The organism is Streptomyces sp. SD15, assembly GCF_054462255.1.
The window spans coordinates 325,354-352,193 of sequence record NZ_JBTLMO010000001.1 but is presented as its reverse complement, the minus strand read 5'-3'; the positions used below and the strand labels follow the sequence as shown (position 1 = coordinate 352,193).

Here is a 26,840-nt window from a genome sequence, read left to right as displayed (position 1 = left end):
CGCACCGGCTCTGCGGCTCCTGGAAACGACGCGCGCCCTCGGAGCTCAACTCACCGTGCAGGTCTGGTCGCCCAGCTGGAAAGCCGTCGGTTCCGTGTTCGATCCCGACCAGCTTCCGGTGAATCCGAAGCTCACCGACGAACCCGCCGCCACGTTGCCGTTCCAGCCGACGTTCCTCGCCGTCATCGCCGCACCCGACTGCGTGTAGTCCGCGTTCCACAGTTGGGAGACCGTCTGTCCGTTCGGGAACGTCCAGTTCAGGGACCAGCCCGACCAAGCGCCCGTCCCCGTGTTGCTGAGCTGGACATCGGCCTGGAAACCGCCCGACCACTGGTTGGTGATGGTGTACGTCACCGCGCAGGCGCCGGTCGGTGTCGGCGTCGGATCCGTGCCGCCGTCCCCTTCGCCGCTGTCGGAGGAGTCACCGTAGATCACCCCGCGGCCGTTCGTCGCCACGTACACGCGGCCGTACACCCGAGGGTCACCTGTGATCGCCGCGCCCGTCCAACCCCACTGGTGGGTGTCGTCGTTGATGCGGGTCCAGGTCGCGCCCTTGTCCGTGGAACGGAAGATGCCGCGTACGCCGGCGATCTTCGCGCTGGTGTACAGGGTCTGGTACGAGGCTCCCGTCGCCGCCTTGCCGAAGCCGATCGTGTCGGCCTGTTCGACGTTCGACAACTTGGCGAAGGTGGCGCCACCGTCCGTCGAGTGCCACAGGCCGTACGCCCCGTCGCTCGCACCGCCCGCCAGCCAGACGTCGCCCTTCGTGCCGGGCAGCGCCTTGAAGCGCACACTGTCGCCATTGGGCAGGCCGGTCGCCGCGGAGGCGGTGAAGGTGGCCCCGCCGTCCGAACTGACATAGAACTTCCCCGACTTGAAGCCGTAGAAAGTCCTCGGGTCCACCCGGTCCGACTCCACGATCGCGCCCGCCGGGATGCCGCTCGACGCCGACCAGGACGTACCGAAGCCCGTCGTGTACTGCACACCGGTGCCCGCCGGGCTCCACACGAAGCGGCTGCCGTCGGACGCCGCCGCGACCGTGCCGCCGCCGCTCACGCCCGAAGGGTCGCTGCCCGCGAACCAGTTGGCGCCGTTGTCCGTCGAGAACGCCACATGCGGACCCGAGTCCAGGTTGCCGACGCGCACCACCGTGTTCGGGTTCGACTCGGCGTGGTCCAGGCTGGTCGTCGAGGTGAAGTTCGGCGAGGTGTACATCATCGACGGCACCTTGGTGAGATCGGTGTGCCGGAAGCCGCCGATGTCACCGAGCGCACTGAGCAGCGGGGCTCCCGACGGCGGAGAGGCGAGGTCGTTGACCGCCGTCTCCTCCAGGCCCTGCACCATCGGCTTGATGGTGAACTGGCCGCCGCTGTCCCAGTTCGTCAGATTCTCGGTACCGTAGATCGTCGCGCCCGTTCCGTACATCATCCGGGCCGAGTTGAACGGGTCGATCTCCAACGCCTCGGTCATCCACCCGAGTTTCGGGGACTGTTCGGGCGGTGAGGGGTTCGCGCCGAAGGTCAGCCACGGCGACGACGAGACGTCCATCGTGTAGCGGTTCGAGCGGTTGGGGTACGAGGTGTAGTCCCAGGCCTTCGTCCAGGTGCCGCCGCTGTCCGTGGAGCGGAAGATCTGTGTGTCCGGCCACCAGGAGCTGTACGCCGTCGCCATCACGGTGCCGGGGTGCTGCCGGTCGACGGTCAGCCCGCTGAAGCCGTAGTAGGTGTCGGCCTCCGCGACCGGGCTGATGTTCGTCCAGGTCCCGGTGCCGGTCGCGTACCGCCACAGCTGGCCCTTGCCGCCGTCGTACGGCCCGCCCTTGTCGCTGTACGCGAGATAGAGGTAGCCGTTCGTGGCGTCGAGGACACCCTTGTGGGCGAGATAGCCGGTGGGCTGGCCCGCCAGGCGGGACCAGGTGGCTCCCGCGTCCGTCGAGCGGTAGACCGCGTTGTCCCTGTCGGCGACCCCGACGTAGAGGGTCTGGGTCGCGTTCCCGGGGGTACCCGTCGACTCGTCGAAGGTGACCCAGGCGATGCCCTGGTTGTCGGAGGCATAGCCGCTGGTGTCGGTGGGATCCTGCACGTAGTTGCCGACGTTGGGGAAGTTGGTCACCTGCGACCACGAAGCGCCCGAGTTCGTCGAACGCCACAGACCCTTGCCGCTCGGCGCGCCGAGATACAGCACGCTGTTCTTGTGGGGGTCGACCGCGAGCCGCTCGCCCATGCCGCGGCCCGGCATGTTCCCGCCCAGCTTGAAGGGCAGGTCGGCCTTCTGCCAGCTCGCGCCCCGGTCGGAGGAACGCAGCACGGCCCCGTTACCGGGGTCCCAGCTGTTGGTGTACGTGCCGACCGCGGCGTACACCTTGTTCGGGTCGACAGAGTCCGAGGCGAGGCTGACCACTCCGGTGTGGCCCCAGTCGTTCCAGCCGATCGAGTCGAGCAGGGGAGTCCAGGTCTTCGTCGACTCCGCCCAGCGGTAGGCGCCGCCGATGTCGGTACGGGCGTAGGCGAGGTTCTTCTCGGAGCGGTTGAAGACGATGCCGGGGACGAAGCCGCCGCCGTCGATCCGGGCGTTCTTCCAGGTGTACGTGTCGGCGGCGAGAGCTGCCTTCGGGGTGCTCGCGGCGAGGGCGGGCGGGCTGCCCGCCAGTAAGCCGGCGGCCAGCGCCAGCACGGCCGTGAGGATACGGGTTCTTCGCACGGGTGGGGGGTCCTCTCTTGAGGAGAACGGCACGATGGCCGGGCGGCCCTCAGTGCGGATGAGGAACCGCCCGGCCCGGTACACGGAGCCCCAGGCCCAAAAGGGCCTGGCGGGGACTATTCGAGGAGCTCCGCGTACGAGCCCATGGCGAGGGCGATGTCCGCCTGGGCCCAGAACCGGTGGTACGTGAAGGAGGGCGCGGCTCCGCCCGCCAGATAGCTCTCGATCTTCGACCAGGCCGGGTCGTCCTCGTAGAAGGACCTGAGCGAGGCGAAGGTCGAGGAGGAGTTGATCGTGTCGCCGTTCGGCATCGTGCCGCTCCAACCGCTCGGCACGTACACGTTGTCGTCGAAACGGTTGTAGTCGGCGCGGGTCTCCGGGACGGCGATGCCCAGCGCGTCCTGGTTGTGCTCCCACATGCCGTCGAGCAGCGCCTTCGCCGTCGTCGCCGCCTGCGTGTCACCGGAGCGGTCGGCGTAGTACGTCAGGGTCTTGGCGTACGCGGCCGCCACCCCGACGTCGTTCGTGTAGTCGGCGACGGTGACATGAAGTCCGTTGTTGGCACCCGGACTTGAGGCGTTCCAGGTGTCCGGGGCACCGGACCACTGGAGCGTGGAGGGAATCTGGTAGGTGCCGTCCGGGTTGATCGTGGTCTTGGACAGCGCCCAGTCCACCCACTTGTCGAGGACCGCCTTCGCGCTCGCGTTCCCCGTCTGCTGGTAGTACTCGGCGACCCGCTCCATGGACCACGCCTGGAAGCCGAACCACTGGTTGGACGGCGGGTCGTGGTAGACCGGCTGCTGGTCGTAGTACATCCCGTAGAAGGTCGGCGTGCCGGTGGGAGGCGTCGCGTAGCGGCCCGCCCAACTGTTGGTCGCGCCGCCCGCGATGGCGCCCTCGTTCGACTGGAGCCAGCGGTAGAACTCGATCTGCCGCTCCAGCGACTTGGCCCAGTCCGCCTGCCCCGTCGCCGACTTGGGCTTCAGGTCCGCGTACGAGCTGAGCGCGTACGCGGCAAGCGGGTTCTGGTAGCCGCCGTGGGTGTGGCTGGAGCCGATGCGCCAGGACCAGCCCGCCGAGGTGTCGGTGGCGCCACCCCAGGCGTAGTACCAGGACATCAGATAGTGCGAGGCGTCCTTGCCGGTGCCGGCCGGACACGTCGAGGGCCCCACGCAGTTGCCGACCTTCTTGAAGTACTTGTCGTACATGGCGTAGCGCAGATAGTCGCCCATCTTCGCGGCCTTGCCGACGGTCGCCGACACATCGCCGCCCTTGCCCTGCGCCTTGGCCCACACGTCGGCCCAGTACGCGGCCTGCACGGCCCGCGCGTCGGCGTCCGGCGCGTTGGTGAACTTCCACTGCTTGGCGTACGACGCGTCCCGGGTGAAGAGGTCCAGGTAGCCGTTCGTGCCGCCGTACTTGAAGGCGTCACAGGTCGGCTGCGGAACCGTCTCCCACACCGACTCCTGCGCGCCGCGCTGGAAGGTGTTGATGTACGACGGGCCGGTGTCCGTCGGACCCGCCTCGCACTTGCCGGGCGAGTTGCCGTAGCCGTAGACGTTGTCGACGTCCTGCAGCCAGTGCATGCCGTACACGTCGTCCGTGCCGTACGCGCTCTTCAGCTCCGCCGCGATCGGGTCCGAGCCGGCCGAGACCGAGGGTTCGAGCTTCGCCGGGTACTCGTTCGGAGTGTCCAGCTCGGGGGCGTACGTCGCCGGTTTCGAGGCGTTGTAGAAGGAGCTCGTCGGCTGGTCGGCGTGCGTGGGGATCATGTACGTCTCCATGGTCGTCCACGCGGCGTTGAACTTCGACCAGTCGCCGGTGATCTTCCCGTACATGGCCTGCAGCCAGATCAGGTAGCTGTATGCCTCCGACGTCGTCTCGTGGCCCTGGTCCGGCGCCTCGACGATCAGTGTCTCCACCGAGTGGTAGGGGACGCCCTCGGGGGAGAAGTAGCCGTTCGCCGGGTTGGTGATCTTGCCGTAGAGGTCCAGGAATCGGGCGTCGTACGCCTTCGACGCCGCCAGTTCCGTCACGGTGACCGTGGCCTTGGCGTGGCCTGTCGCGGAGGCCGTGAAGGTCGCCGTGCCGGTGCCGGAGGCGTCGGCGGTGATGGTCACCGGCTGGGCCGTGTTCCAGTTGGACGGGGTGAAGGTGAGACTGGACCCGCTGGTGACGGACAGACCCGTGTTGCCGTCCGTGCGGGCCGTGCTCACCGTCACGTTCGCCGTCGGCTGCGTCGACAGCTTCACGTCGAACGTGCCCGACTTGCCCTGCTGAACACCGAGTTGGGTCGGCGTTGTCACCACGGCGGGACCCGAGGCGACCGTGATGCCGACCGGTGTGGATGTTCCCGACGCGCCCAGGCTGTCGTACGCCTTGGCGACCAGTGAATGACTGCCCACGGTCAAGCTATTGGCCGAGAGCGTGTACGGGGAGCTGGTGTCCGTGCCCAGCAGGGTCGTGTCGTCGTAGAACTCGACCTTGCTGATGGTCGCGTTGTCGGCGGCCGCGGCGGTCGCGGCCAGCGGGACGGCGGCGCCCTGGGTGTAGGTCGCGCCCGCGGTGGGGCTGGTCAGTACGGTGATCGGCGGCTGATGGGCTCCGACGCAGGTCGTGCCGTTGACGGCGAAGGTGGCCGGCGCCGTGTTGGTGCCGCTGTAGGTGAACTGGGCACCGGTGGTGACCGCGGCCCCGGCGGCGATCGTCCCGTTCCACGGGGCGTTCTTCGCGGTGACCGTCTTGCCGGACTGGGACCAGGTGCCGCTCCAGCCGTTCGTGAGCGTCTGGTTGCCGGTGTAGTCGTACGTCAGGGTCCAGCCGTCGATCGGGTCCGTGCCCCGGTTGGTGAGCGTCAGCTCAGCGGTGAAGCCCGAGCCCCAGTCGTTGGCCTTGTAGTCGACGTTGCACTGAACTGCGGCTGCCTGAGCTGGAGTTGCGCTGGTCGCGAGAGTGGTGAGCGTGGACAGGGGGAGGGCGAGGGCGACCACCACGGCGGTCCAGAGCCGCCCTGGAGGCGATCCGGATAAGGGTGCGCGGCGTCTCCTTCTGGAACTGGGGTGCATGTGCTGGTTCCTCCTTGCGACTCGGAGAAGGGGGGCGGAGCAGCAACAAGCTTTGAACCAGTGGGAGCGCTCCCATATTGAGGAGGGGGGTCGAAGGGGTCAAGGTGCTTGAAGAGTCGAATTTGTTCGATTGATCAACAGTGCAACTCCTCTGTCCTTTACCGACACTTGGCGCTAGCTTCACTGACACCAGTGGGAGCGATTCCATCAGTCGGCGCGTCCGTCACGACGTGCCCGAGCTGCAAGGAGTCGCTCATGCGACACCCGCCTCGTTCAGGTCTTTTAGTGGTCGGCGCCGCGGTCGCCCTCGTGGGCACCGCGATCGCGCCGGTCGTCACGGCTTCAGGAGCCGCACCCGCGTGCACGGTCGAGTACTCCGTCACGAGCCAGTGGGACACCGGCTTCCAGGGCGCCGTGAGCATCACCAACAACATGGCCGCTCTGAGCAGTTGGAGTCTCACCTTCGACTTCACGGGCGGCCAGAAGGTCACCCAGGGCTGGACCGCCAAGTGGTCCCAGTCCGGCACCACGGTCACCGCGGCCAATGAGAGCTGGAACGGCTCGTTGGGTTCCGGCTCGAGCGTCGGTGCGGGTTTCCTGGCCTCGTGGTCGGGGAGCAACGCGGCGCCGACGAACTTCAAGCTCAACGGCACCACCTGCAATGTGGACACGGAGCCGTCTCCCACGCCCACGCCTTCGCCGACCGAGCCGCCGGCCACAGGTGAGGCGCCCGAGCTGCACGTCTCGGGCAACAAGCTGGTGGACTCCGCCGGGGCCACCCGACGGCTGCTCGGCGTCAACCGCTCCGGCGGCGAGTTCATGTGCGTCCAGGGCCGCGGCATGTGGGACGGCCCGGTCGACGACGCGTCGGTGAAGGCCATCGCCGACTGGGAGGCCAACACGGTCCGCATTCCGTTGAACGAGGAGTGCTGGCTGGGCCTGTCCAACATCAAGCCGGAGTACGCGGGCGCCAACTACATCGCCGCCGTCAAGGACCTGGTGGCGAAGGTCGAGGCGCACGGAATGACGCCGATGGTCGAACTGCACTGGTCCTACGGCCAGTACACCGGCAACTCGTCGGGCTGCTCCGACGTGCACGCCAGCTGCCAGAAGCCGATGCCCAACATGCAGTACACCCCGTCCTTCTGGACCTCGGTCGCCAGCACTTTCAAGGACGACCGGGCCGTCGTGTTCGACCTGTTCAACGAGCCCTACCCGGACCGGGCGACGTCCACCACCACCCAGGCGTGGACGTGCTGGAAGGACGGAGGCAGCTGCCCAGGCATCGGATACGAGGTGGCCGGCATGCAGGACCTGGTCGACGCGGTGCGCGGCACCGGCGCCGAGAACCTGATCCTGGCCGGCGGGCTCGCGTACGCGAACGACCTCAGTCAGTGGCTGACGTACAAGCCCAGCGACCCGACGGGCAATCTCGCCGCCGCGTACCACGTCTACAACTTCAACTCCTGCGCCAGTGAGAGCTGCTGGAACTCGACGCTCGCCCCGGTGGCCGCTCAAGTCCCGCTCGTGGCGGGGGAGATCGGCGAGAACACCTGCTCCCACTCCTTCACCGACACCGTCATGAAGTGGTTCGACGACCGAGGGCTCTCCTACCTCGGCTGGACCTGGAACACCTGGGACTGCTCCTCCGGGCCGTCCCTGATCTCCAGCTACGACGGCACCCCCACGTCGTACGGAATCGGGCTGCGCGACCACTTGCGCGCCCTCAACGGTTAGGCCCTGTCCGGTCGATCACGGCGGAGACGCGGGGTGGGGCACGCACATCTGCGGCGTTGTCGTCGGTTGCCGACTCCCCCAAGTCCGCCTTGCAGCTGCACGCACCACACCCCGCTCACCGGCATCGGAAAGGCACCGCTGCTTTCCTCCACCGTGATCGACCGGACAGGTCCTAGTTTCCAACAGAGAGGAACCCGCACTCATGAGCCGTACCAGAACAGCCCTGTTAGCGGCACTCGCCCTGCTCGCCGGCGGCACCGGCACCGCTGCCGCGGCCGTCCCCGCGGACACCGGCATCGCCGCCGTCCCCTGCACCGTCGACTACAAGGTGCAGAACCAGTGGAGCACCGGCTTCACCGCCGCCGTCACCGTCACCAACAACAGCGCCGCCAAGAGCTCTTGGGCGGTGAAATGGTCGTACGCCGGGAACCAGCAGGTCACCAGCGGCTGGAACGCGAAGATCAGCCAGAGCGGCACGGCCGTCACCGCGGCCAACGAGTCCTACAACGGGACGCTGGCGACCGGCGGTTCGGTCAGCTTCGGCTTCAACGCCTCGTACAGCGGCACCAACGCCCTGCCCACCACCTTCACACTCGACGGGGTGACCTGCAACGTCGACGACGGAGGCGGCGGTGATCCCGATCCCGACCCGAGCGGCCCACGGGTCGACAACCCGTACTCCGGTGCCAAGGTGTATGTGAACCCGGAGTGGTCCGCGAAGGCCGCCGCAGAGCCGGGCGGCAGCCGTATCTCCAACCAGCCCACCGGCGTCTGGCTCGACCGGATCGCCGCCATCAACGGTGTCAACGGCGGCATGGGCCTGCGCGACCATCTCGATGAGGCCCTGGAGCAGAAGGGCTCCGGCGAACTCGTCGTCCAGCTGGTGATCTACAACCTGCCGGGCCGCGACTGCGCGGCGCTCGCGTCCAACGGCGAGCTCGGACCGACGGAGATCGACCGCTACAAGACCCAGTACATCGACCCGATCGCCGCGATCCTCGCCGACCCCGCGTACGCCTCGCTGCGGATCGTCACCACCATCGAGATCGACTCGCTGCCCAACCTCGTCACCAACACCGGCAGCAGCCCGACGGCCACCCCGGAGTGCGACGTGATGAAGGCCAACGGCAACTACGTGAAGGGCGTCGGCTACGCGCTCGGCGAACTGGGTGACGTGCCCAACGTCTACAACTACATCGACGCCGGGCACCACGGCTGGATCGGCTGGGACGACAACTTCGGCCCGAGCGCGAACGTGATGAAGGAAGCGGCCACCGCCGAGGGCGCCACCGTGAACGACGTGCACGGTTTCATCACCAACACCGCCAACTACAGCGCCCTGAAGGAGAACAACTTCACCATCAACGACTCGGTGAACGGCACCTCCGTCCGCCAGTCCAAGTGGGTCGACTGGAACCGCTACGTCGACGAGCTGTCCTTCGCCCAGGCCTTCCGTAACCAGCTCGTCTCGGTCGGCTTCAACTCCGGCATCGGCATGCTGATCGACACCTCCAGGAACGGCTGGGGCGGGACGGCGCGGCCCGCCGGACCGGGCGCGACGACCAGCGTCGACACCTATATCGACGGCGGACGCTACGACCGCCGCATCCACATGGGGAACTGGTGCAACCAGTCCGGTGCCGGCCTCGGTGAACGCCCCCAGGCAGCCCCCGCCACCGGCATCGACGCCTACGTCTGGATGAAGCCCCCGGGCGAGTCCGACGGCTCCAGCTCGGCCATCCCGAACGACGAGGGCAAGGGCTTCGACCGGATGTGCGACCCGACGTACACGGGCAACCCCCGCAACGGGAACAACATGTCCGGTGCGCTGCCGAACTCTCCGCTGTCGGGGCACTGGTTCTCGGCGCAGTTCCAGCAGCTGATGACGAACGCCTATCCGCCGCTGTAACCGTGACCGTGTGACGGTGACCGTGTGACCTGGTGATCCGCCGGGGGTCAGCCTCCTGGGCCGACCCCCGGCGGTTCGCGAACTCCACCGCCGAGCAGTCGCGTTCCACTGTCGCTTCACCGTCGGAGCGATTTGCTGTTTACGCAATACGACTGGCCGTTTCCGGGAGTGGCGGAGCACGCTGTCCACACCCGGAACGAGAGGCTCGCCACCATGTCGCACACGCACGATCACGATCACAATCCCGGTCACGATCACGGTCACCACGACCACACCTACATGGACTTCGCCGAGATGCTCCCCATGCTGGAGCAGGAGGCGGAACTGTTCACCCCCCTGTATACCGAGGCGGCGGCCTGGCTGAGGGAGCAGCGGCCCGATCCCGAGCTGATCGTGGACGCGGGCAGCGGCCCCGGCGTCATCTCCTGCCTCCTCGCGAACACCTTCCCCGAGGCGCGGGTTGTCGCCGTGGACGGCGTGGAACCTCTGCTGGAGCGGGCCCGCGCTCGTGCGGAGCGACTCGGCATCGGCGACCGTTTCAGCACGCTGCGGGCCGAACTCGCCGATGGGCTGGGCGACTTGGAGTACCCGGGTGACCTGCTGTGGGCCAGCCGGTCGCTGCACCACGTCGGCGACCAGCGCGCCGCGCTCGCCGGATTCGCACGCGGCCTCGCGCCCGGCGCCACCCTCGCCCTGCTGGAGGGCGGGCTCCCCACGCGGTTCCTGCCGCGCGACATCGGCATCGGCCGCCCCGGTCTGTTCTCCCGGCTCGACGCCGTCCAGGACGAGTGGTTCACCCGCATGCGGGCCGAACTGCCCGGAGCGGTGTCCGAGGCGGAGGACTGGCCCGCCCTGCTGACCGCCGTCGGCCTGCGCCACACCGCGACCCGCACCTTCCTCCTCGACCTGCCCGCCCCGCTGTCGGAGGAGGCTCGCGCCTTCGTCGTCACCGTGCTCACCCGCCGCCGCGACGGCCTCGCCGATGATCTCGACCCGGACGACGTCGCCACCCTCGACCGGCTCCTCGACCCGGACGACAAGGCGAGCGTGTACCACCGACCGGACGTGTTCGTGCTGACGGCACACACGGTGTACGTCGGCGTGAAGGCCGGCTAGTTCCGTCCCGCGGGCAGCCCCGGTCCTTGACTTCGAGAGCGCTCGAAGTGATGGAATCCCGGCGTTCACCGTAGACGTATGGGGGTAACCATGACTGACTCGCCTGTCGCGCCATCGCCTGTCGCGCTCATCACGGGTGGTGGAAGCGGTATCGGTGCCGCGGTGGCGCGGCAGCTTCTCGACTCCGGTCATCGGGTCGCGGTCACCGGGCGGGGTGAGGAGCGGCTGCGCGCCTTCGCCGAGGAACTCGGGCGTCCTGAGGAGCTGTTGACGGTCGTGGGGAACGCGGCCGAGTACGACCAGGTGCAGGCGGCGGTCGACGCGACGCTCAAGCAGTTCGGGCGGCTGGACACCGTCGTGGCCAACGCGGGCTTCGCCACGCACGACTCCGTCGCCGAGGGCGACCCGGCCGGCTGGTCCGAGATGGTGCTGACCAATGTGCTGGGGCCCGCGCTGCTGATCAGGGCGTCCATCGACGCCTTGAAGGAGACCCGCGGCCGGATCGTGCTGATCGGGAGCGTCGCGGGCCACATCCACACCCCCGGCAACATCTACGGGGCGACCAAGTGGGCCGTGACCGGGCTCGCCGAGAACACCAGGCGTCAGGTCACCGAGTTCGGCGTGGGCGTGACCCTGATCTCGCCGGGACGCGTGGAGACCCCGTTCTGGGACAGCTACGGCAGTCTGCCGCCCGGCCATCTACTGACCGCGGAACAGCTCGCCGGGTCGATCGTCTGGGCGATCGAGCAGCCGGACGGTGTCGATGTGAACACCGTGGTGGTGCGGCCGATGGGGCAGCCCAACTGACGCTCGTCGCTCTGTTCGCCCTGTGACGCCGTCGGCCCGGACGCATACCGCGCGTCCGGGCCGACGGGTGTACCGGGGCGGCTCAGCCCATGTCGAACGCTGCCGGGTCGGGGCCCAGGCGGCGGTCCTCGTTCAGGGCGCTGATCGCCGCGATGTCCTCGGCGTCCAGGGAGAAGTCGAAGACGTCGATGTTCTCCTTGATCCGGGACGGGGTCACGGACTTGGGGATCACGACGTTGCCCAGCTGGAGGTGCCAGCGGAGCACGATCTGCGCCGGAGTACGGCCGTGCTTCTGGGCGATGGCGACGATCGCCGGGACCTCCAGGAGGCCCTTGCCCGAGCCGAGCGGGGACCAGGCCTCGGTGGCGATGCCCTGCTCCGCGTGATACTCCCGGGCCGCGCGCTGCTGGAGATGCGGGTGCAGCTCGATCTGGTTGACGGCCGGGATGACGGACGTCGCGTCGATCAGCTTCTCCAGGTGCTCCGGAAGGAAGTTGGAGACCCCGATGGCCTTGGCGCGGCCGTCCGCGTGGATCTTCTCGAAGGCCTTGTACGTGTCGATGTACTTGCCCCGGGACGGCAGCGGCCAGTGGATCAGGTAAAGATCCACGTACTCCAGGCCGAGCTTCTCCAGGGAGGTGTCGAACGCGCGCAGCGTCGCGTCGTACCCCTGGTCGCTGTTCCAGAGCTTGGTGGTGACGAAGAGGTCGTTGCGGGCGATGCCGGAGGCGGCGATGGCCTTGCCGGTGCCTTCCTCGTTGCCGTAGATCGCCGCCGTGTCGATGCTGCGGTATCCGGTCTCCAGCGCCGTGGCGACGGCCTGCTCCGCCTCGTCGTCCGGGACCTGCCAGACTCCGAAGCCCAGCTGCGGCATCTCGATGCCGTTGTTCAGGATGATCGGGGGGACCTTGCTCACGAGCTCTCGATCCTTCAGTCGTCGGGTGGTACTCCCATCGTCAACGATCATCGGGGGTCATGCATTCCTGACCGGTGGATTCTCCGTGGATTGATGGTGTGAGCCTGAGAATGGCCGGAAATGGCCGAGGTATGCCTCTTGGACCGCCGGGTCGGCGCGTACTTCGGCGGGCGTTCCCTCGGCGAGGATCCGGCCCAGGTCGAGGACGACGACACGGGTGCAGAGTTCCATGACGAAGGCGATGTTGTGCTCGACGAGCAGGACGGCGCGACCTTCATCGTCTGACAGATAACGGATAACAGATGACAGATGACCAATTTCGTCAGCTGTCATCCCGGCTGCCGGCTCGTCGAGCAGCAGCACCCTGGGCGGGTCCGCGATCGCACGCGCCAGCTCGACCATCCGGGCTTGTCCCACAGGAAGCGCTCCGGCGTACACGGTTTCGATGTCGTCCAGACCGCAGGTGCGCAGGACGGCCGCCGCGCGCTCCCGGCGTTCCTTCTCGTAGCGGCGCCGTGCCGCCAGCAGGTCGGCCGCGAGTCCGCCCCCGCCACCGCGCCACTCCTGGGCCACCATCAGATTGTCGGCCGCCGTGAGCCGGCCGAAGAGCTGCTGCCGCTGGAAGGTGCGGCGCATACCGTGACGGGCACGCCAGACGGGGGAGCGGCGGGTGACATCGGTGCCGTCGAGCAGGACGCGGCCGTCGTCGGGGCGGCGGATGCCCGACAGCACGTCGAAGAGGGTGGTCTTTCCGGCGCCGTTGGGGCCGATGAGCCCGCACACCTCGCCGGGGCGCAGGGCGAGGTCCACGCCGTCGAGGGCGCGGACACCGCCGAAGCGCACACCGATGCCGAGGGCCTCGAGCACGGGCGGCGCGAGTGCGGGCTCGTCGCTCATGGCCGTACCATCCCTCCGGGCCGAGGGCCCTGTTCCTTGGGGCGTGCGGCGCTCGCCGCGCTCCCCAGGTACGCGTCCGTCAGCCGATCCGCCTCCACCGCGCCCCGCGGACCGCACCATGTCACCTGTCCCTGCGCCAGATAGGCGACCGTGTCCGCGACCTCGAGCACCTCGGCCGCCTTCTCCTCGACCAGCAGCATGGCCGTCCCCGCCGACTTCAGCTCGGTCAGCAGCCCGAACACCTCGCCGGCCACGCGCGGGGCGAGGCCGAGCGACGGCTCGTCCGCGATCAGCACCTTCGGCGGGCGCTGGAGCAGCGGTGCCAGCGCCAGCAGTTGCTGCTCGCCGCCGGAGAGCGAACCGGCGAGGACGCCGCGGCGTCCCGCGAGGCCGAGGAAGCGTTCGTACACGGCGTCGCGTTCGTCCTTCGCCCGCAGGTGCAGGGTGAGGTTCTCCTCGATGGTGAGCGAGGGGAAGATCCCGCGTCCCTCGGGCGCGAGCAGCACCCCCGCCCGGGATCGGCCGAGGGCCCGTTCGCGGGTGGCGTCGCGCCCGGCGACGTACACCTGACCGGCGAGTGGGGCCAGCAGCCCGGCGGCGACGCGGCACGTGGTGGACTTTCCGGCGCCGTTGGGGCCGAGGAGGGCGAGGATCTCGCCGGGGCGCACGGCGAGGTCGACGCCGTGCAGGACGCGGGCGCCGTCGTATCCGGCGTGGACGGAGCGGAGTTCGAGGGCCGCGTCGGGGGACGGGGCGGTGGGCGCCGTGGCGGTACGGGGGGTGGTCGTCGTGCGCCTGCGGTGCAGGCGGGTGGAGACTGCCGCCGCGTATCCGTCCGGGTCGTTGGCCAGCGCCAGCCCGGCCAGGCCGAAGAGGATCACCGGCAGGTGGACGGAGCGGGTGACGTAGTCGGACAGCAGATGCGGTACGACGGTGTAGACGAGCCCCGCCACCACGGCGAACTGCGGACGGCGTACGCCCGCCGCCACGACCACCGCGAGCCAGATCAGCCCGGTCATCGCCGTGAAGTCGGTGGCGGTGACGCGGGTGCTGTACGACGCGTACATCACGCCGCCGAAGCCCGCGAGTCCGGCCGACAGCGTGAACAGCGTCAGCTTGGTGCGGACCACCGACACCCCCGAGGCCATGGCCGCGGCCGGCGCCGAGCGGACGGCGAGCATCGCGCGCCCCGACGGCGAGTCGCGCAGCGCGCTGAGGGCCGCCACGATCGGTACCACGAGCACGATCATCGCCACGCCCATCGCACGGTCGTCGCTCAGGTCCACCGGTCCGAACACCGGGCGCGGGATCGACCAGCCCGTGTCGCCGTTGCGCAACCATCCCATCTGGAAAAGGACTTGGTCCGCGAGGAAGGCCAGCGCGAGGGTGGCCAGGGCGAGCGACCGCCCGCCGAGGCGAAGGGCGGGCAGCGCCACGAGCGCGCCCAGCAGCGCCGCCACGCAGGTGCCCACCGCCGCGGCGGCCACGAACGGCCAGCCGTGGCTCAGCAGCAGCCCGGCCACCAGCGCCGCGCCGGTCACGAACGTCGCCTGCGCCAGCGACACCATCGCGCCGAGCCCCGTCACCACCGTGAACGAGACGAACACCAGGGAAAGGGCGAGCCCTTGGGCGAGGATGCCGCTCCAGAAGGGGGTCGTGACGGTGTAGAAGGCGAGGCCGAGCAGGAGCGCGGCCGCCGTCCACGGTCCCCAGCGCCGTAGCCACGAGCGGCCCGCCGCGTAGTCCACCGGCGGCGCGTCCACGGCCGCCGTGCCCGCCGTCCGCTGCCGTCGCGTCAGCACCAGCAGCCCGGCGAAGAGGATGAGGAACGGAACGGCCGTACGGAAACCCGTGATCCGCTCGGCGAAGCCGGCGTACCCCGCGACCAGGTTCTGCAGCACCCCGAGCGCCAGGCCGCCCGCGAAGGCGAGCGGGACCGACGCGAAGCGGCCGAGGACCGCGGCTGTCGCCGAGACGAAGAGGAAGAGGGTGAAGTCGTGCGCGGACAGGCCGAGGAGAGGGGTGGCCAGCACACCGGCCAGTCCGGCGAGCGCGGACGACAGCATCCATGCGATCGAGGACAGCCGGTCCGCGCTCGTCGCGCGCAACTCCACGAGCGCGCGGTTGTCCACCGCCGCGCGGAGTTTCAGCCCCAGTGCCGTGTGCCGCATCAGGATCCACAGGCCGACGGCGACCACGGCCGTGGCCACCCAGGTGATCAACTGGTCGGAGTCGACGCCGACACCGTCCATCAGCTGCCAGGACTTCGCGGGGCTCGGTCCGACGCCGGGGAGGCCGAACTGGTTCTCGGCGGGCTTGACGGACACCCCGGCGTCCTCGAGGAGCTCCACGATCCACAGTCCGAGGGCGGGCAGCGCCACCAACAGTCCGATGGTGGCCACGATTTGGGCGGCCTCGCCGACTCGTGCCAGCTTGCGGAACATCAGCCGGTCCAGGCCCCAGCCCAGCGCGGGCGCGACGACGCACACCAGCAGGACGGCCGTCGGCACGGCGGGCAGGCCCAGGCCCGAATGCAGTTCGTAGAAGGTGAGCGCGCACAGGTAAGCGGTGGCGCCATGCGCGAAGTTGAACAGACCGGAGGCCGAGTAGGACAGTACGAGTCCGGTCGCGAGCAGCGCGTACAGCGCGCCCGAGACCAGTCCGCTCAGTACGAATCCCAGCAGGTCCGACATGCCAAGTCCCCTCGTGGCCGGGCTACTTGAAGGGGATGGGTGAGTAGCAGGTGAAGGGCGCCGACACGACGTACTTCCCGTCCTTGAGCTCGACGAGCGCCCCGCAGCCGAACGACTCCTTCTGTCCCCTGGGTTCGGCGCGGTCGCCGACCAGCGTGCCGGTGTCGGAGAACCCGCCCGCCGCCTTCTGGAAGGACGCCACCGTCAGGTTCCTGCCCGCCTTCTCGGCGATGGCGAGGAACAGGTCGGCGGACATGTACCCGGTCATCATGTGCATGTTGAGCGGCACGTCCTTCCCCGCAGCCTTGGCGATGTCCTGCTTGAACTGCCGCATATCGGCGCTGTCCTGCTCGAACGGCTGGAACGACAGCAGGACGTGCACCCCGTCGAGCGCTTGCTTCGTCGCGCTCTTGGCGAGCAGTGACGGGTCGTAGTCGGTGGGGTCGGTGAGGACGCCGTCGTATCCGGTGCGCTTGAGCGCGGTGAACAGGCCGATGTTGTACGGGGTCTGCATCACGGAGACGACCGCGTCCGGGGCCTTGCCGCCGTCGCTGCGCAGGATTTCCTTGGTGTACGCCGACCAGTCGCTCGGCACGGAGCCGGCGGGCACGGACGGCTTCGCGTACGTCACCCGGTAGCCGGCCGAGGCGAAGCTCTGCTTGTAGGTGCGGATGGCGAACGTGCCGGCGTCGCTGTCGTTGGCCAGGATCGCCACGGACTTGCCCGGCGCGTCGCCCATGACCCGCTTGAGCCCTTCCGGCCAGGTCTGCGAGATGGTGCCGCCCGGCATGGGCACCATGCAGCCACCGAAGCCGTAGATGTAGCTGGGCCCGCAGAACGACGGGAGGGTGCCCCAGCCGAAGGTGGGGACCTTCTCCTGCTGGAGGAAGTCGGCGCCCGAGAAGGTCGTCGAACTCATCGGGGAGATCGCGAAGACCTTGTCCCGCTGGACGAGTTCGCGTGCCGCCGCGAGGTTCCTGGCCGGGTCCTGGCCGTCGTCCTCGGCGCCCAGGTAGTCGATCTTCCGGCCGTTGACCCCGCCCTCCGCGTTCGCGCGGTCGAAGCGGGCCTTCGCGCCGAGGTCGGTGTCCTTCTTCGAGTACCCCGTGGCCGTCGTCATCGACACGATGCCACCGACCTTGATCGAGCTGTCGGTCACTCCGCGGGTGGAGCTTCCGGCTGCCTTGTCCGAACTCTCGCTGGTGGAGGCGGAGTTGCAGGCGGTAGCGAGCAGCAGCGCGGCCACGGCGGCGGTGATGGTGCGGATCGGTCGCGACACGTCGGGTCCCCCTCCGTTGGGTGACCGAAAGTGTCCGTGGGATCTGACGGAGCGTCAATATCTGACGCATCGGTAAGTGATGATGTGTCAGATATGGCGACCTGATGCGGCGGAGGAGTGCGCTGTCTGCGGAGAGGGGCCTACGCCCGGTACAGCGCCTCGACCTCCGACGCGTACGCCTTCTCGATCGCCTTCCGCTTCAGCTTCAGTGAAGGAGTCAGCAACCCGTGCTCCTCGGTGAACTGGTGGGCCAGTATCCGGAACGTACGGATCGATTCGGCCTGCGACACCAGCGTGTTCGCGGCGACCACCGCGCGCCGTACCTCGGTCTCCAGGTCGGTGTCGCGCACCAGGTCGGCCGGGGGGAGCAGCGGCTTGTTGCGCATCTGGAGCCAGTGTTCGACGGCCTCGGAGTCGAGCGTGACGAGCGCCGCGATGTAGGGCCGGTCGTTGCCGACGACGATGCACTGGGCGACCAGCGGATGGTCGCGGACGCGCTCCTCCAGGATCCCCGGCGAGACGCTCTTGCCGCCGGAGGTCACCAGGATCTCCTTCTTGCGCCCGGTGATGGTGAGATAGCCGTCCTCGTCGAGCGAGCCCAGGTCGCCGGTGGCGAGCCAGCCGTCGTGCAGGGTGGCGTCGGTGGCCTTGGGGTCGTTGAGGTACCCCTGGAAGACGTTCTCGCCGCTCAGCCAGATCTCGCCGTCGTCCGCGATGTGCACGGTGGTGCCCGGGATCGCCTGGCCGACGGTGCCGAACCGGGTGCGCTCGGGCGGGTTGGCGGTCGCCGCCGCCGTGGACTCGGTGAGCCCGTACCCCTCGTAGATGAAGACGCCCGCGCCCGCGAAGAACAGCCCGAGCCGCCGGTCCATCGCGGAGCCGCCCGACATCGCGTGCTTGACCCGGCCGCCCATCGCGGCCCGGACCTTGGAGTAGACGAGCTTGTCGAAGAGCTGGTGCTGCATGCGCAGTCCCGCCGAGGGGCCGGGCCCGATGCCCCAGGCCTTCTCCTCGATCGCGTCCGCGTAGCGCACGGCGACCTCGACGGCCTTCTCGAACGGGCCCGCCTTGCCCTCCTTCTCGGCCTTGCGGCGGGCGGCGTTGAAGACCTTCTCGAAGATGTACGGCACCGCGAGGAAGAACGTCGGCCGGAACGCGGCCAGGTCCGGCAGCAGGGCGGCGGCGTTGAGCTGCGGCTGATGGCCGAACTTGACCTTGCCGCGGATCGCCGCGACCTGCACCATCCGCCCGAAGACATGCGCGAGCGGCAGGAACAGCAGGGTGGCCGCCTCGTCACCGCGCCGGGAGTGGAAGACGGGCTCCCAGCGCTCGATGACCGTGTCCGCCTCGAACATGAAGTTGGCGTGCGAGATGACGCAGCCCTTGGGGCGCCCGGTGGTGCCCGAGGTGTAGATGATCGTCGCGATCGAGTCCGGGGTGACCGCGCGCCGGTGCCGGTGCACCACCTCGTCGTCGAGGTGCATGCCCGCCTCGTACAGCTCCTGCACCGCGCCCACGTCGAGCTGCCACAGCTTGTGCAACTGCGGCAGCCGGTCCACGACCGTGGCGATCGTCATCGCGTGGTCCTCGTGCTCCACCATGACCGCCGACACCTCTGCGTCGTACAGCATCCAGAAGACCTGCTCGGCGGAGGAGGTCGAGTAGATGGGCACGACCTGGGCGCCGATCGTCCACAGCGCAAAGTCGAAGAGCGTCCACTCGTAGCGCGTGCGGCACATGATCGCGACCCGGTCCCCGAACCGGATCCCCTGGGCGAGCAGCCCCTTGGCGAGGGCGAGGACCTCGTCGCGGAACTCGGCGGATGTCACGTCACGCCACTGTCCCTCCTCGTCCTTGCGGCCGAGGGCGATGTGCAGGGGGTCTTCCTGGGCATGTTCGAACACGACGTCGGCCAGGCCGCCCACCGGCGGCGTCGACGCCAACGGAGGGTTGGTGAACTCGCGCAATCCCGCTCCTCGTGGTGCTCCGCACAGCGCCGTGAAAGCTACCCCACGGGGCCGCAGGGTGGGAGGGGTGCCGTAAAGCGTGAAGGCGCGGTATATGCACAGGTCAGCCGAGTAAATGCCCGCACATGGGGAAGGGCCGGACAGAATCCCTTACGGCTCCGTAGGTTTCGATCCCGTAATCTCCACGGAATCTGTACGACGTGGTGACGGTGCACGGCGGCCCGGATGCCAGATGTGGAGGTTTTGATTCCGCACCCTGCGGATCTCGATGGGACCGGTCCCGGAGACACCGGAACCAACCCCACCGACGTCACGCGCGACACGGCCGGCCTCTACGCCTACCTGAGCAAGCAACTCACGTACGCGAAGCCGCCGCGCCGGCTCCGCCGCCCCGGTGCAGCCGGTCCCCGCCCCCCAGGATCGCCGCCGCCAGCGCGTCCGCCGCGCCCTGTGCCGACGCCTGCCGTCGCCCGTGCACCAGGACGAAGTCGACCTCGCCCAGCTCCGGCAGTCCCGCCCGCTCCGGGACGCGGACCAGACCCGGCGGGACGAGCCCCCGGGAGTGGGCCATCACGCCCAGGCCCGCGCGGGCCGCCGCGACGAGTCCGTTCAGGCTGCCGCTGGTGCAGGCGATGCGCCAGGGGCGGCCCTGGCGTTCCAGGGCTTCGAGGGCGAGGGCACGGGTGATGCCCGGCGGCGGGTAGACGATCAGAGGGACCGGGCGGTCGGGGTCGAGGCGCAGGCGTTCCGCGCCGATCCACACCAGGCGGTCGTGCCAGACCAGTTCGCCGCGCGGGTCCTCGGGGCGTCGCTTCGCCAGCACCAGGTCGAGTTTTCCCGCCGCAAGCTGCTCGTGCAGGGTGCCGGACAGCTCGACCGTCAGCTCGAGGTCCACCTCGGGATGGTCGTACCGGAAGCTCTCCAGGATCTCCGGCAGCCGGGTCAGCACGAAGTCCTCGGACGCGCCGAAGCGGAGCCGGCCGCGCAGCCGCGTACCCGTGAAGAACGCCGTCGCCTGCTCGTGCACCTCCAGGATGCGGCGCGCGAAGCCGAGCATCGCCTCGCCGTCCTCCGTGAGCTCGACGGAGTGCGTGTCGCGGGTGAACAGCTGCCGTCCGGCGGCGTCCTCGAGACGGCGTACATGCTGGCTGACCGTGGACTGGCGCAGGCCGAGCCGTCGCGCGGCCTGCGTGAAGCTCAAGGTCTGGGCCACCGCCAGGAACGTACGCAGCTGCGAAGGGTCGTACATCCGCTCACGTTATCGCGAAACATGATGGCAGTCAGAGCGGTATACCGGATTCCCGATCGCCTGCCGGAAGAGGACGATGGAGAGGGCACGACCTGACCCGGGACGACCGCCCACGAAGACCCGTCAAGCCCTACGAAGACCCACGAAGACGTACGAGAACCGAGCAGTGGAGCACCGTGAAACGCCTGCAGTGGCCGAGTTGGATGCCGATAGACCCCTACATCCTGCTGTTGCTCGGGACCGTGGGCGTCGCGGCCCTGCTCCCGGCGCGAGGTACGGGCGCCGATGTAGCCTCCGGCGCGTCCACGGCCGCGATCGCCTTCCTCTTCTTCCTCTACGGGGCGCGCCTGTCCACCCGTGAGGCGATGGACGGATTCAAGCACTGGCGGCTCCACGTCACGGTCCTGGCCTGCACCTTCGTCGCCTTCCCGCTGCTCGGCCTGGCCGCCCGTGGGCTCGAGCCGGTTCTCCTGACGCACAACCTCTACACCGGCCTCCTCTTCCTCACCCTCGTCCCGTCGACCATCCAGTCGTCGATCGCGTTCACCTCCATCGCGCGGGGCAACGTGCCCGCCGCGATCTGCGCGGGCTCCTTCTCCTCGCTCGCGGGCATCGTCATCACCCCGCTGCTCGCGGCGGCGCTGCTCGGCAACAGCGGCGGCGGTTTCTCCGCGGACTCGCTGCTCAAGATCGTGCTGCAACTGCTCGTGCCGTTCCTGGCCGGACAGGTGTTGCGCCGCTGGATCGGCGGTTTCCTCACGCGCCACAAGAAGGTTCTCGGATACGTCGACCGTGGCTCGATCCTGCTCGTCGTCTACACCGCGTTCAGCGAGGGCATGGTGCAGGGCATCTGGCACCAGGTCAGCGTCGGCCGGCTGGCCGGGCTGCTCGTCGTCGAGGCCGTGCTGCTCGCGGTGATGCTGGCGCTCACCTGGTACGGCGCGAAGGCGCTGCGCTTCAACCGCGAGGACCGCATCGCGATCCAGTTCGCGGGGTCGAAGAAGTCCCTCGCCTCCGGACTTCCCATGGCCAGTGTGCTGTTCGGCGCGCATGCCTCGCTCGCCGTGCTGCCGCTGATGCTCTTCCACCAGATGCAGCTCATGGTGTGCGCGGTGATCGCCAAGCGCCGGGCCCGCGACCCCGAGGCGGCTACGGAGCGGATACCAGTCGCAGAGTCACGAATCGCGGTCGGTACAGCGACACGTTCCGATTGAGGTTCGCCTGCGCCGTGGCGCCCGTCGCGTCCAGCCAGTTGACGTCGTAGCTGAGGACGAGCCGGTCGCCGTCGCTCAGCGCCGGGTGCGCCTGCGGGTTGTACGCGGCCACCTGCCCCTGCGGCAGGGACGGGCTGAAGCTCCGGGTGGGCCCCTGCCAGGGGCCGGTCGGCGCGCACGCCCAGTACGACGTGATCGTCGTCAGGCCCGCGGTGCCGGCGGCCATCGTGAACAGGACGTAGGTGCCGCCGTCGCGCACCACCGTGAACGCGCTGCCCACGCCCGTGCGCCGCCCGTCCCCGAGCACCGGCGCCGGCCGGCCCCGCACCGCCCACTGCGCCCCGTCCCAGTACTCCCAGGCGGCCGGTTCCCCGAGCCGGCCGCGCGGCACCCGCGCCACGTACGCCTGCGAGGCGGGGCGCGAGGCGGCCTGGCCGTCGTCGCCGCCGAAGACATACGTCCAGTCGCCCGCGTCGACCGTCGAGGTGCCGAACAGCACCCGCCGGGAGGGGTCCGCGACGGCACTCTGGTCCAGGATCGTGGTGATGCCCTCGAGCCGCAGGTCGGGCAGCGAGAGTGTGGCGACCTCGGTGGCCGTGGGCACGCCGTAGATCCAGGGGGCCTGGCCCGTCGTACGGGTCCACAGCAGGACGCGGAGCACCTGATCCAAGGAGCCCGGGGAGCGGGGCTCGACACGGGCGGCGACGGGCCAGCGCCACTGCTGTGGGGCGGGGTCCGGGAAAACGGGCGCGGGGAGCGTGCTCAGCAGCCGGCCCTGCGTACTCATCACGACCGCCGAGTTGCGTACGAGGGGCGCGCTCGCGTCACGCCAGGCGTGCGACTCGCCGACCGGGTTCGGCGGCCCGTGCACCTGGCCGAGATAGGTGTCGGAGAACAGCCACAGCACCCGCCCGTCCGGCAGCCGCACCGAGTGCGTGCCGTCGCCGCCGGTCCAGTCGTCGGCGCGGGTCGCGTCGTCGCCGTACCGCGCGAACTCGCCCGTGAGTCCGGCGTCGGCGCTCCAGGACTTGAGCGTACGAGCGGCGCACGTCCCGCCGCCCTCCCGGTCGTGGTCGGGGAGGGCGGTGAGTAGCACGGCCGCGCAGACCAGGGCGAGTAGAACGCCGAGGCCGGCTGCGATCCGTCGTCGTGCTCGCGCGTCGTCGGGCACGGACGGGACGTTAGTGGCCGCCGCGCACGTGGTCCATGGGGAGATACAGGACAGTGTCCGGGGTCACGGTCCGGGAGGGGGCGGCGGACGGTTCGTCATCGCTCAACGCCCTCGTAGACGCGGACTTCGTCGATCGGGCCGCCAAAGTGTGCCCGGCTGTCCATCCGTTGGCGGGGCGCGAAGTATTGACGGCATGGTGTGACCTGCCCTTCATATGGCTGGGTGATCTGGATATTTTGGACACAAGGAGCGTGCGCGGGTCGTGATCACGCCGGTCACGCCACATCTCGTCGGCGCCGCGGGGGTGGCAGTACGGGAAGTACCGCCGCGGACTCCGGAGCTGGTCCCGGGGCCGCCGCTCCCGATGTGCGGCAGACCAGGGCGTCCGGATCGTTCGCGGGTACCTGGAGGGTGTAGCCGTCCGGGCAGGCGGGACCGGCGTCTCCCTTGGGGCCGGGCGGCCCGGGATCTCCCTTGTCTCCCTTGTCACCCGTGGCACCCGTGTCGCCTTTCGCGCCCGACAGCCCGGTCGAACCCGGCTGGCCCTGGTAGCCCTGCTCGCCCTGGGGTCCGGGAGGTCCTGCCGGGCCGGGGGAGCCGTCCGTGCCGTCCGTGCCGTCCCTGCCGGGCGCTCCTGAGGGGCCGGGCGCGCCGGACGGCCCCGCCGCGCCCTGTTCGCCGCGCGGACCGCGTTCGCCGGTGGCGCCGGTCTTCCCGCCCGTACCCCGCTCGCCCTTGGCACCGGGGGCCCCGGGCGCCCCGGCGGGCACCCGCACCCGGTCCATCAGATGGTCCACGGCATCCGAGGGGTCCGGAGCCGCAGGGGTGCCGCCGCCGGCCTCCACCTGGGCGCGCAGGTCGCGCACGTCCTGCGCGAGCGTGGACAGGGCCTTGCCGCGCCGTTCCGCCTCCGAGCGAAGCTCCTCGGCCCGGCGGTCCCCGGCGTCGATGCGTGCCCACAGGATCACCGCCACACCGCAGAGCGCTATCAGGACGCAGACGAGGAAGATGCTGCGCCAGCGCAGGGCGAGCAGCCGCTGGAACCCGTTCACGGCGCACCTCCAAGGCGGTGGATGTCGAGACGCAACCGGGCGATCTCCGACTGGTCCGCAGCGTGCAGCGTGGACAGCTCTTCGATGCGCGAGTCGCGTTCGACGACTTGGCGCTCGAGGCGGTCGCGCTCGTACTGCAGCTTGTCGGTGAGACTGGAGAAACCGTTCAGGGCGTTCTCGCCCCGCTTCCCCAGATAGGCCACGATGGCCGCGCCCAGCACGCCTGCGCAGGCCAACAATGAGCCGAGCAGGGTGGTGCCGGCATCCAAGTAACTGCCTCCTACCCGGACGACGGGCCCCGCGACGCAGGCGTGACCCGAGAGAACTCCCCATGAACAACGAGCTCGGGCGCGCGGGGATGCGCGCGGGGCGACGGGTACACCGGACGAGTGGCGACGGGTACACCGGACGAGTGGTGGCGGAGTATCGGCCGACACGCTACGGGTGGAACGCGTACCACCTGCCGCTCCCCCCGGGAGAACGCGCCACCTGGAAGCCGGGGAGCAGTTCATGAGCTTGTTGATCCGGATTTCCGGTACGGACGGCCAGTAAAGGCTAACGTTCCGTCATGACCGCACCCGAAGCCGAGCCCCGACTCGCCCTCGACCCCGCGCGCACCGCCCTCGTGCTCGTCGACCTGATGGACCGCATCGTCGCACTGCCCCTGGAGCCCCGAAAGGGCACCGAAGTCCTCGCGGCGGCGGAGGAGCTGGCGGCCGCCTTCCGCAAGGCGGGCGCGCTCGTCGTACTTATCCGGGTCGAGCGGACCGGGGTCCCCGAGCAGCCGCCCGGAAGTGGGCTCGTCGCCGGGCTCGCGGCGGACGGCGACATCGAGATCGTGAAGCGGACCATCGGTGGGTTCCAGGGCACCGGTCTCGACGAGCGGCTGCGGGAACACGGCGTCTCCACCCTGGTGTTCGGCGGGATCGCCACCAACCTCGGTGTCGAGTCCACCGCCCGCGCCGCCGGAGACCTCGGCTACGACCTGGTCTTCGCCGAGGACGCCATGGCCGCCCTCACCGCCCCCGAGCACGAGGCTTCCGTCCGCCTCGACTTCCCCCGCCTCGGCACGGTCGTGACCGCCGCCCAGGTCCACTTCACCGCGGGCTGATCTGGCTGGCGAGTGAGCCGAAGGGGCGCGCCTGTGTCGAGAGCGTGAGCGCGCGGAGGCCCCGACGAAGGAGGGGTCGAGCACGGTCGCGCTCTCGACACAGGCTGTGGCGCCCCGGAGGCGAACCGAGCCCTAAAAAAGGGGGGACGGGGCCCCTTCGGCGCAGGGGGCGCTCCCCGCCGTTCGGGGCCCCGCCGCCGTGTCGCGGGGAGCCGGTCAGCCCTGGGCGGCCGCGGCCCGCAGGGCGATGCGGTGCTCGCCCGCGTACACGTTCATGGAGGCCCCGCGCAGGAAGCCGACCAGGGTCAGGCCTGTCTCGGCGGCCAGGTCCACGGCCAGCGACGACGGAGCCGAGACCGCCGCCAGGACCGGAATCCCGGCCATCACCGCCTTCTGCGCCAGTTCGAAGGAGGCCCGGCCCGAGACCAGCAGGATCGTGCGGGACAGCGGCAGCGTGCCGTTCTGCAGTGCCCGGCCCACCAGTTTGTCGACCGCGTTGTGCCGGCCCACGTCCTCACGGATGTCGACCAGCTCACCGTCCTCGGTGAACAGCGCCGCCGCGTGCAGGCCCCCGGTCCGGTCGAACACCCGCTGGGCCGCGCGCAGCCGGTCGGGGAGGCTCGCGAGCAGTTCGGGTTCCACCCGGACCGGGGGAGTGTCGGCGATGGGCCAGCGGGCCGTCGTACGGACCGCGTCCAGGCTCGCCTTGCCGCACAGGCCGCAGGACGAGGTCGTATAGACGTTCCGTTCGAGCGTGATGTCCGGGATGACGACACCCTGCGCCGTCCGCACATCCACCACGTTGTATGTGTTCGAACCGTCCACCGTGGCGCCCGCGCAGTACACGATGCTCTGGAGGTCCTGCTGTTCGGCGAGGACCCCCTCGCTCACCAGGAAGCCCGCCGCGAGTGCGAAGTCGTCGCCCGGCGTGCGCATGGTGATCGCGAGCGGCTTGCCGTTGAGGCGGATCTCCAGGGGTTCCTCGGCGACGAGCGTGTCGGGGCGGGTGCTCACGGCCCCGTCCCGGATGCGTATCACCTTGCGTCGTTCCGTGACTCGTCCCATGTCCTGTTCAGTCCCGGTTCTGTACGTGCTGGTAGCCGAAGCGGCCCTTGATGCAGAGATTGCCGTGGGTCACCGGGTTGTCGTGCGGAGAGGTGACCTTCACGATGTCATTGTCCTGCACGTGCAGAGTGAGGTTGCAGCCCACGCCGCAGTACGCGCACACCGTGGTCGTCTCGGTCTGCGCGGACTCGTCCCACGTACCCGCCGCACGCATGTCGAACTCCGACTTGAAGGACAGTGCTCCCGTCGGGCAGACCTCGATGCAGTTGCCGCAGTAGACGCATGCCGAGTCCGTCAGCGGGGCGTCGTGCTCGACGGCGATCCGGGCGTCGAAACCGCGCCCGGTGACCGAGATCGCGAAGGTGTTCTGCCACTGCTCCCCGCAGGCGTCGACGCACTTGTAGCAGAGGATGCACTTGTCGTAGTCGCGGACGTAGAGGTCGTTGTCGATCCTCGGCTCCTCGTCCACGCGGGCGGCGTCCGGGCCGAAGCGGTCCGGCTTCGCCTCGTACTCCTTGATCCATTCGGCCACCTTCGGTGTGGTCGACACATCGACCGAGGAGGCCAGGAGCTCCAGGACGATCTTGCGGCTGTGCCGGGCGCGCTCGGTGTCCGTGCGCACCTGCATGCCCGCCTCCGCCTTGCGCGAGCAGGCCGGGGCGAGGGTGCGCGAGCCCTCGACCTCGACGACGCAGACGCGGCAGGCGTTCTTCGGGGTGAGCGTGTCTCCCTGGCAGAGGGTGGGCACGTCCTTGCCGGCGGCCCGGCAGGCGTCGAGGATCGTCGAGCCCTCGGGAGCCCGCACCTGCTCACCGTCGAGCGTGAATTCCAGCAGACGGCGGGGGATTCCCAGCGGTGTCACGGTCATTCGGCAGCCTCCGTCCGGTCGATC

Annotated in this window: 19 protein-coding genes; 6 read left to right on the top strand and 13 right to left on the bottom strand. The window is 69.5% G+C overall.

Translation table 11 applies throughout. The features are described 5' to 3' along the window. Positions 1–45: 45 nt before the first annotated feature. Both ACX28W_RS01505 and ACX28W_RS01500 read right to left on the bottom strand, forming a co-directional pair. Complete coding sequence (locus ACX28W_RS01505) at positions 46–2,700, bottom strand: cellulose binding domain-containing protein (RefSeq protein ID WP_458996912.1); 2,655 nt, start codon at positions 2,698–2,700, stop codon at positions 46–48. Between the two features lie 116 nt (positions 2,701–2,816). Beyond that, a complete protein-coding gene (locus ACX28W_RS01500; RefSeq protein WP_458996911.1) occupies positions 2,817–5,765 on the bottom strand; it encodes a glycoside hydrolase family 48 protein in 2,949 nt (982 codons plus the stop codon). Between the two features lie 255 nt (positions 5,766–6,020). On the opposite strand from ACX28W_RS01500, the gene ACX28W_RS01495 reads away from it, so the two are divergent. The 4 genes from ACX28W_RS01495 (at position 6,021) to ACX28W_RS01480 (ending at position 11,334) form a co-directional block, all read left to right on the top strand. Next, positions 6,021–7,502, top strand: coding sequence for a cellulase family glycosylhydrolase (locus ACX28W_RS01495; protein WP_458996910.1), 1,482 nt, complete (start codon positions 6,021–6,023; stop codon positions 7,500–7,502). 202 nt (positions 7,503–7,704) lie between these two features. Then, positions 7,705–9,411 carry a glycoside hydrolase family 6 protein gene (locus tag ACX28W_RS01490; RefSeq protein WP_458996909.1) on the top strand — a complete coding sequence of 569 codons (1,707 nt, stop codon included), beginning with the start codon at positions 7,705–7,707 and terminating at the stop codon, positions 9,409–9,411. 213 nt (positions 9,412–9,624) lie between these two features. Then, the gene (locus tag ACX28W_RS01485) at positions 9,625–10,527 is read left to right on the top strand and encodes a class I SAM-dependent methyltransferase (protein ID WP_458996908.1); all 903 of its coding nucleotides are present in this window, start codon (positions 9,625–9,627) and stop codon (positions 10,525–10,527) included. A gap of 90 nt (positions 10,528–10,617) precedes the next feature. Beyond that, a complete protein-coding gene (locus ACX28W_RS01480) occupies positions 10,618–11,334 on the top strand; it encodes an SDR family oxidoreductase (RefSeq protein ID WP_458996907.1) in 717 nt (238 codons plus the stop codon). A gap of 82 nt (positions 11,335–11,416) precedes the next feature. On the opposite strand, the gene ACX28W_RS01475 is transcribed toward ACX28W_RS01480, so the two are convergent. The 6 genes from ACX28W_RS01475 to ACX28W_RS01450 form a co-directional block, all read right to left on the bottom strand. Beyond that, positions 11,417–12,208, bottom strand: a complete 792-nt coding sequence (locus ACX28W_RS01475; RefSeq protein ID WP_458996988.1) for an aldo/keto reductase — start codon at positions 12,206–12,208, stop codon at positions 11,417–11,419. Between the two features lie 99 nt (positions 12,209–12,307). Continuing rightward, a complete protein-coding gene (locus ACX28W_RS01470) occupies positions 12,308–13,147 on the bottom strand; it encodes an ABC transporter ATP-binding protein (protein WP_458996906.1) in 840 nt (279 codons plus the stop codon). Then, positions 13,144–15,840, bottom strand: a complete 2,697-nt coding sequence (locus tag ACX28W_RS01465) for an ABC transporter permease subunit (protein ID WP_458996905.1) — start codon at positions 15,838–15,840, stop codon at positions 13,144–13,146. The genes ACX28W_RS01470 and ACX28W_RS01465 overlap by 4 nt, the downstream gene beginning before the upstream one ends. Before the next feature lie 22 nt (positions 15,841–15,862). Then, on the bottom strand, positions 15,863–17,119 hold the full coding sequence (locus ACX28W_RS01460) for an ABC transporter substrate-binding protein (RefSeq protein WP_458996904.1): 1,257 nt from the start codon (positions 17,117–17,119) through the stop codon (positions 15,863–15,865). 140 nt (positions 17,120–17,259) lie between these two features. Then, positions 17,260–19,086, bottom strand: a complete 1,827-nt coding sequence (locus ACX28W_RS01455; RefSeq protein ID WP_458996903.1) for an AMP-dependent synthetase/ligase — start codon at positions 19,084–19,086, stop codon at positions 17,260–17,262. A 355-nt stretch (positions 19,087–19,441) separates the two neighbouring features. Continuing rightward, entirely contained in the window at positions 19,442–20,335 is an 894-nt protein-coding gene (locus ACX28W_RS01450) for a LysR substrate-binding domain-containing protein (protein WP_458996902.1), read from the bottom strand. A 176-nt stretch (positions 20,336–20,511) separates the two neighbouring features. Between ACX28W_RS01450 and ACX28W_RS01445 the strand changes: the two genes are divergently transcribed. After that, positions 20,512–21,549 (top strand): bile acid:sodium symporter family protein, encoded by a 1,038-nt coding sequence (locus ACX28W_RS01445; RefSeq protein WP_458996901.1) that lies wholly within the window; start codon positions 20,512–20,514, stop codon positions 21,547–21,549. Here the strand turns inward: ACX28W_RS01445 and ACX28W_RS01440 are convergent. From ACX28W_RS01440 to ACX28W_RS01430, 3 genes are all read right to left on the bottom strand, one after another. Then, positions 21,485–22,720, bottom strand: a complete 1,236-nt coding sequence (locus ACX28W_RS01440) for a DUF4185 domain-containing protein (protein WP_458996900.1) — start codon at positions 22,718–22,720, stop codon at positions 21,485–21,487. The genes ACX28W_RS01445 and ACX28W_RS01440 overlap by 65 nt on opposite strands. A gap of 275 nt (positions 22,721–22,995) precedes the next feature. Further along, entirely contained in the window at positions 22,996–23,772 is a 777-nt protein-coding gene (locus tag ACX28W_RS01435) for a collagen-like protein (protein WP_458996899.1), read from the bottom strand. Then, a complete protein-coding gene (locus ACX28W_RS01430) occupies positions 23,769–24,041 on the bottom strand; it encodes a hypothetical protein (RefSeq protein ID WP_362071080.1) in 273 nt (90 codons plus the stop codon). Before ACX28W_RS01430 ends, ACX28W_RS01435 begins: the two co-directional genes overlap by 4 nt. A 299-nt stretch (positions 24,042–24,340) precedes the next feature. On the opposite strand from ACX28W_RS01430, the gene ACX28W_RS01425 reads away from it, so the two are divergent. After that, positions 24,341–24,883, top strand: coding sequence for an isochorismatase family protein (locus ACX28W_RS01425; RefSeq protein WP_458996898.1), 543 nt, complete (start codon positions 24,341–24,343; stop codon positions 24,881–24,883). Positions 24,884–25,099: 216 nt separating this feature from the next. Here the strand turns inward: ACX28W_RS01425 and fdhD are convergent, their stop codons facing one another. Together fdhD and ACX28W_RS01415 are read right to left on the bottom strand one after the other, a co-directional pair. Continuing rightward, the gene (fdhD, locus tag ACX28W_RS01420) at positions 25,100–25,948 is read right to left on the bottom strand and encodes a formate dehydrogenase accessory sulfurtransferase FdhD (RefSeq protein WP_458996897.1); all 849 of its coding nucleotides are present in this window, start codon (positions 25,946–25,948) and stop codon (positions 25,100–25,102) included. 7 nt (positions 25,949–25,955) lie between these two features. Then, positions 25,956–26,816, bottom strand: a complete 861-nt coding sequence (locus ACX28W_RS01415) for a 2Fe-2S iron-sulfur cluster-binding protein (RefSeq protein WP_458996896.1) — start codon at positions 26,814–26,816, stop codon at positions 25,956–25,958. Between the last annotated feature and the right edge of the window lie 24 nt (positions 26,817–26,840).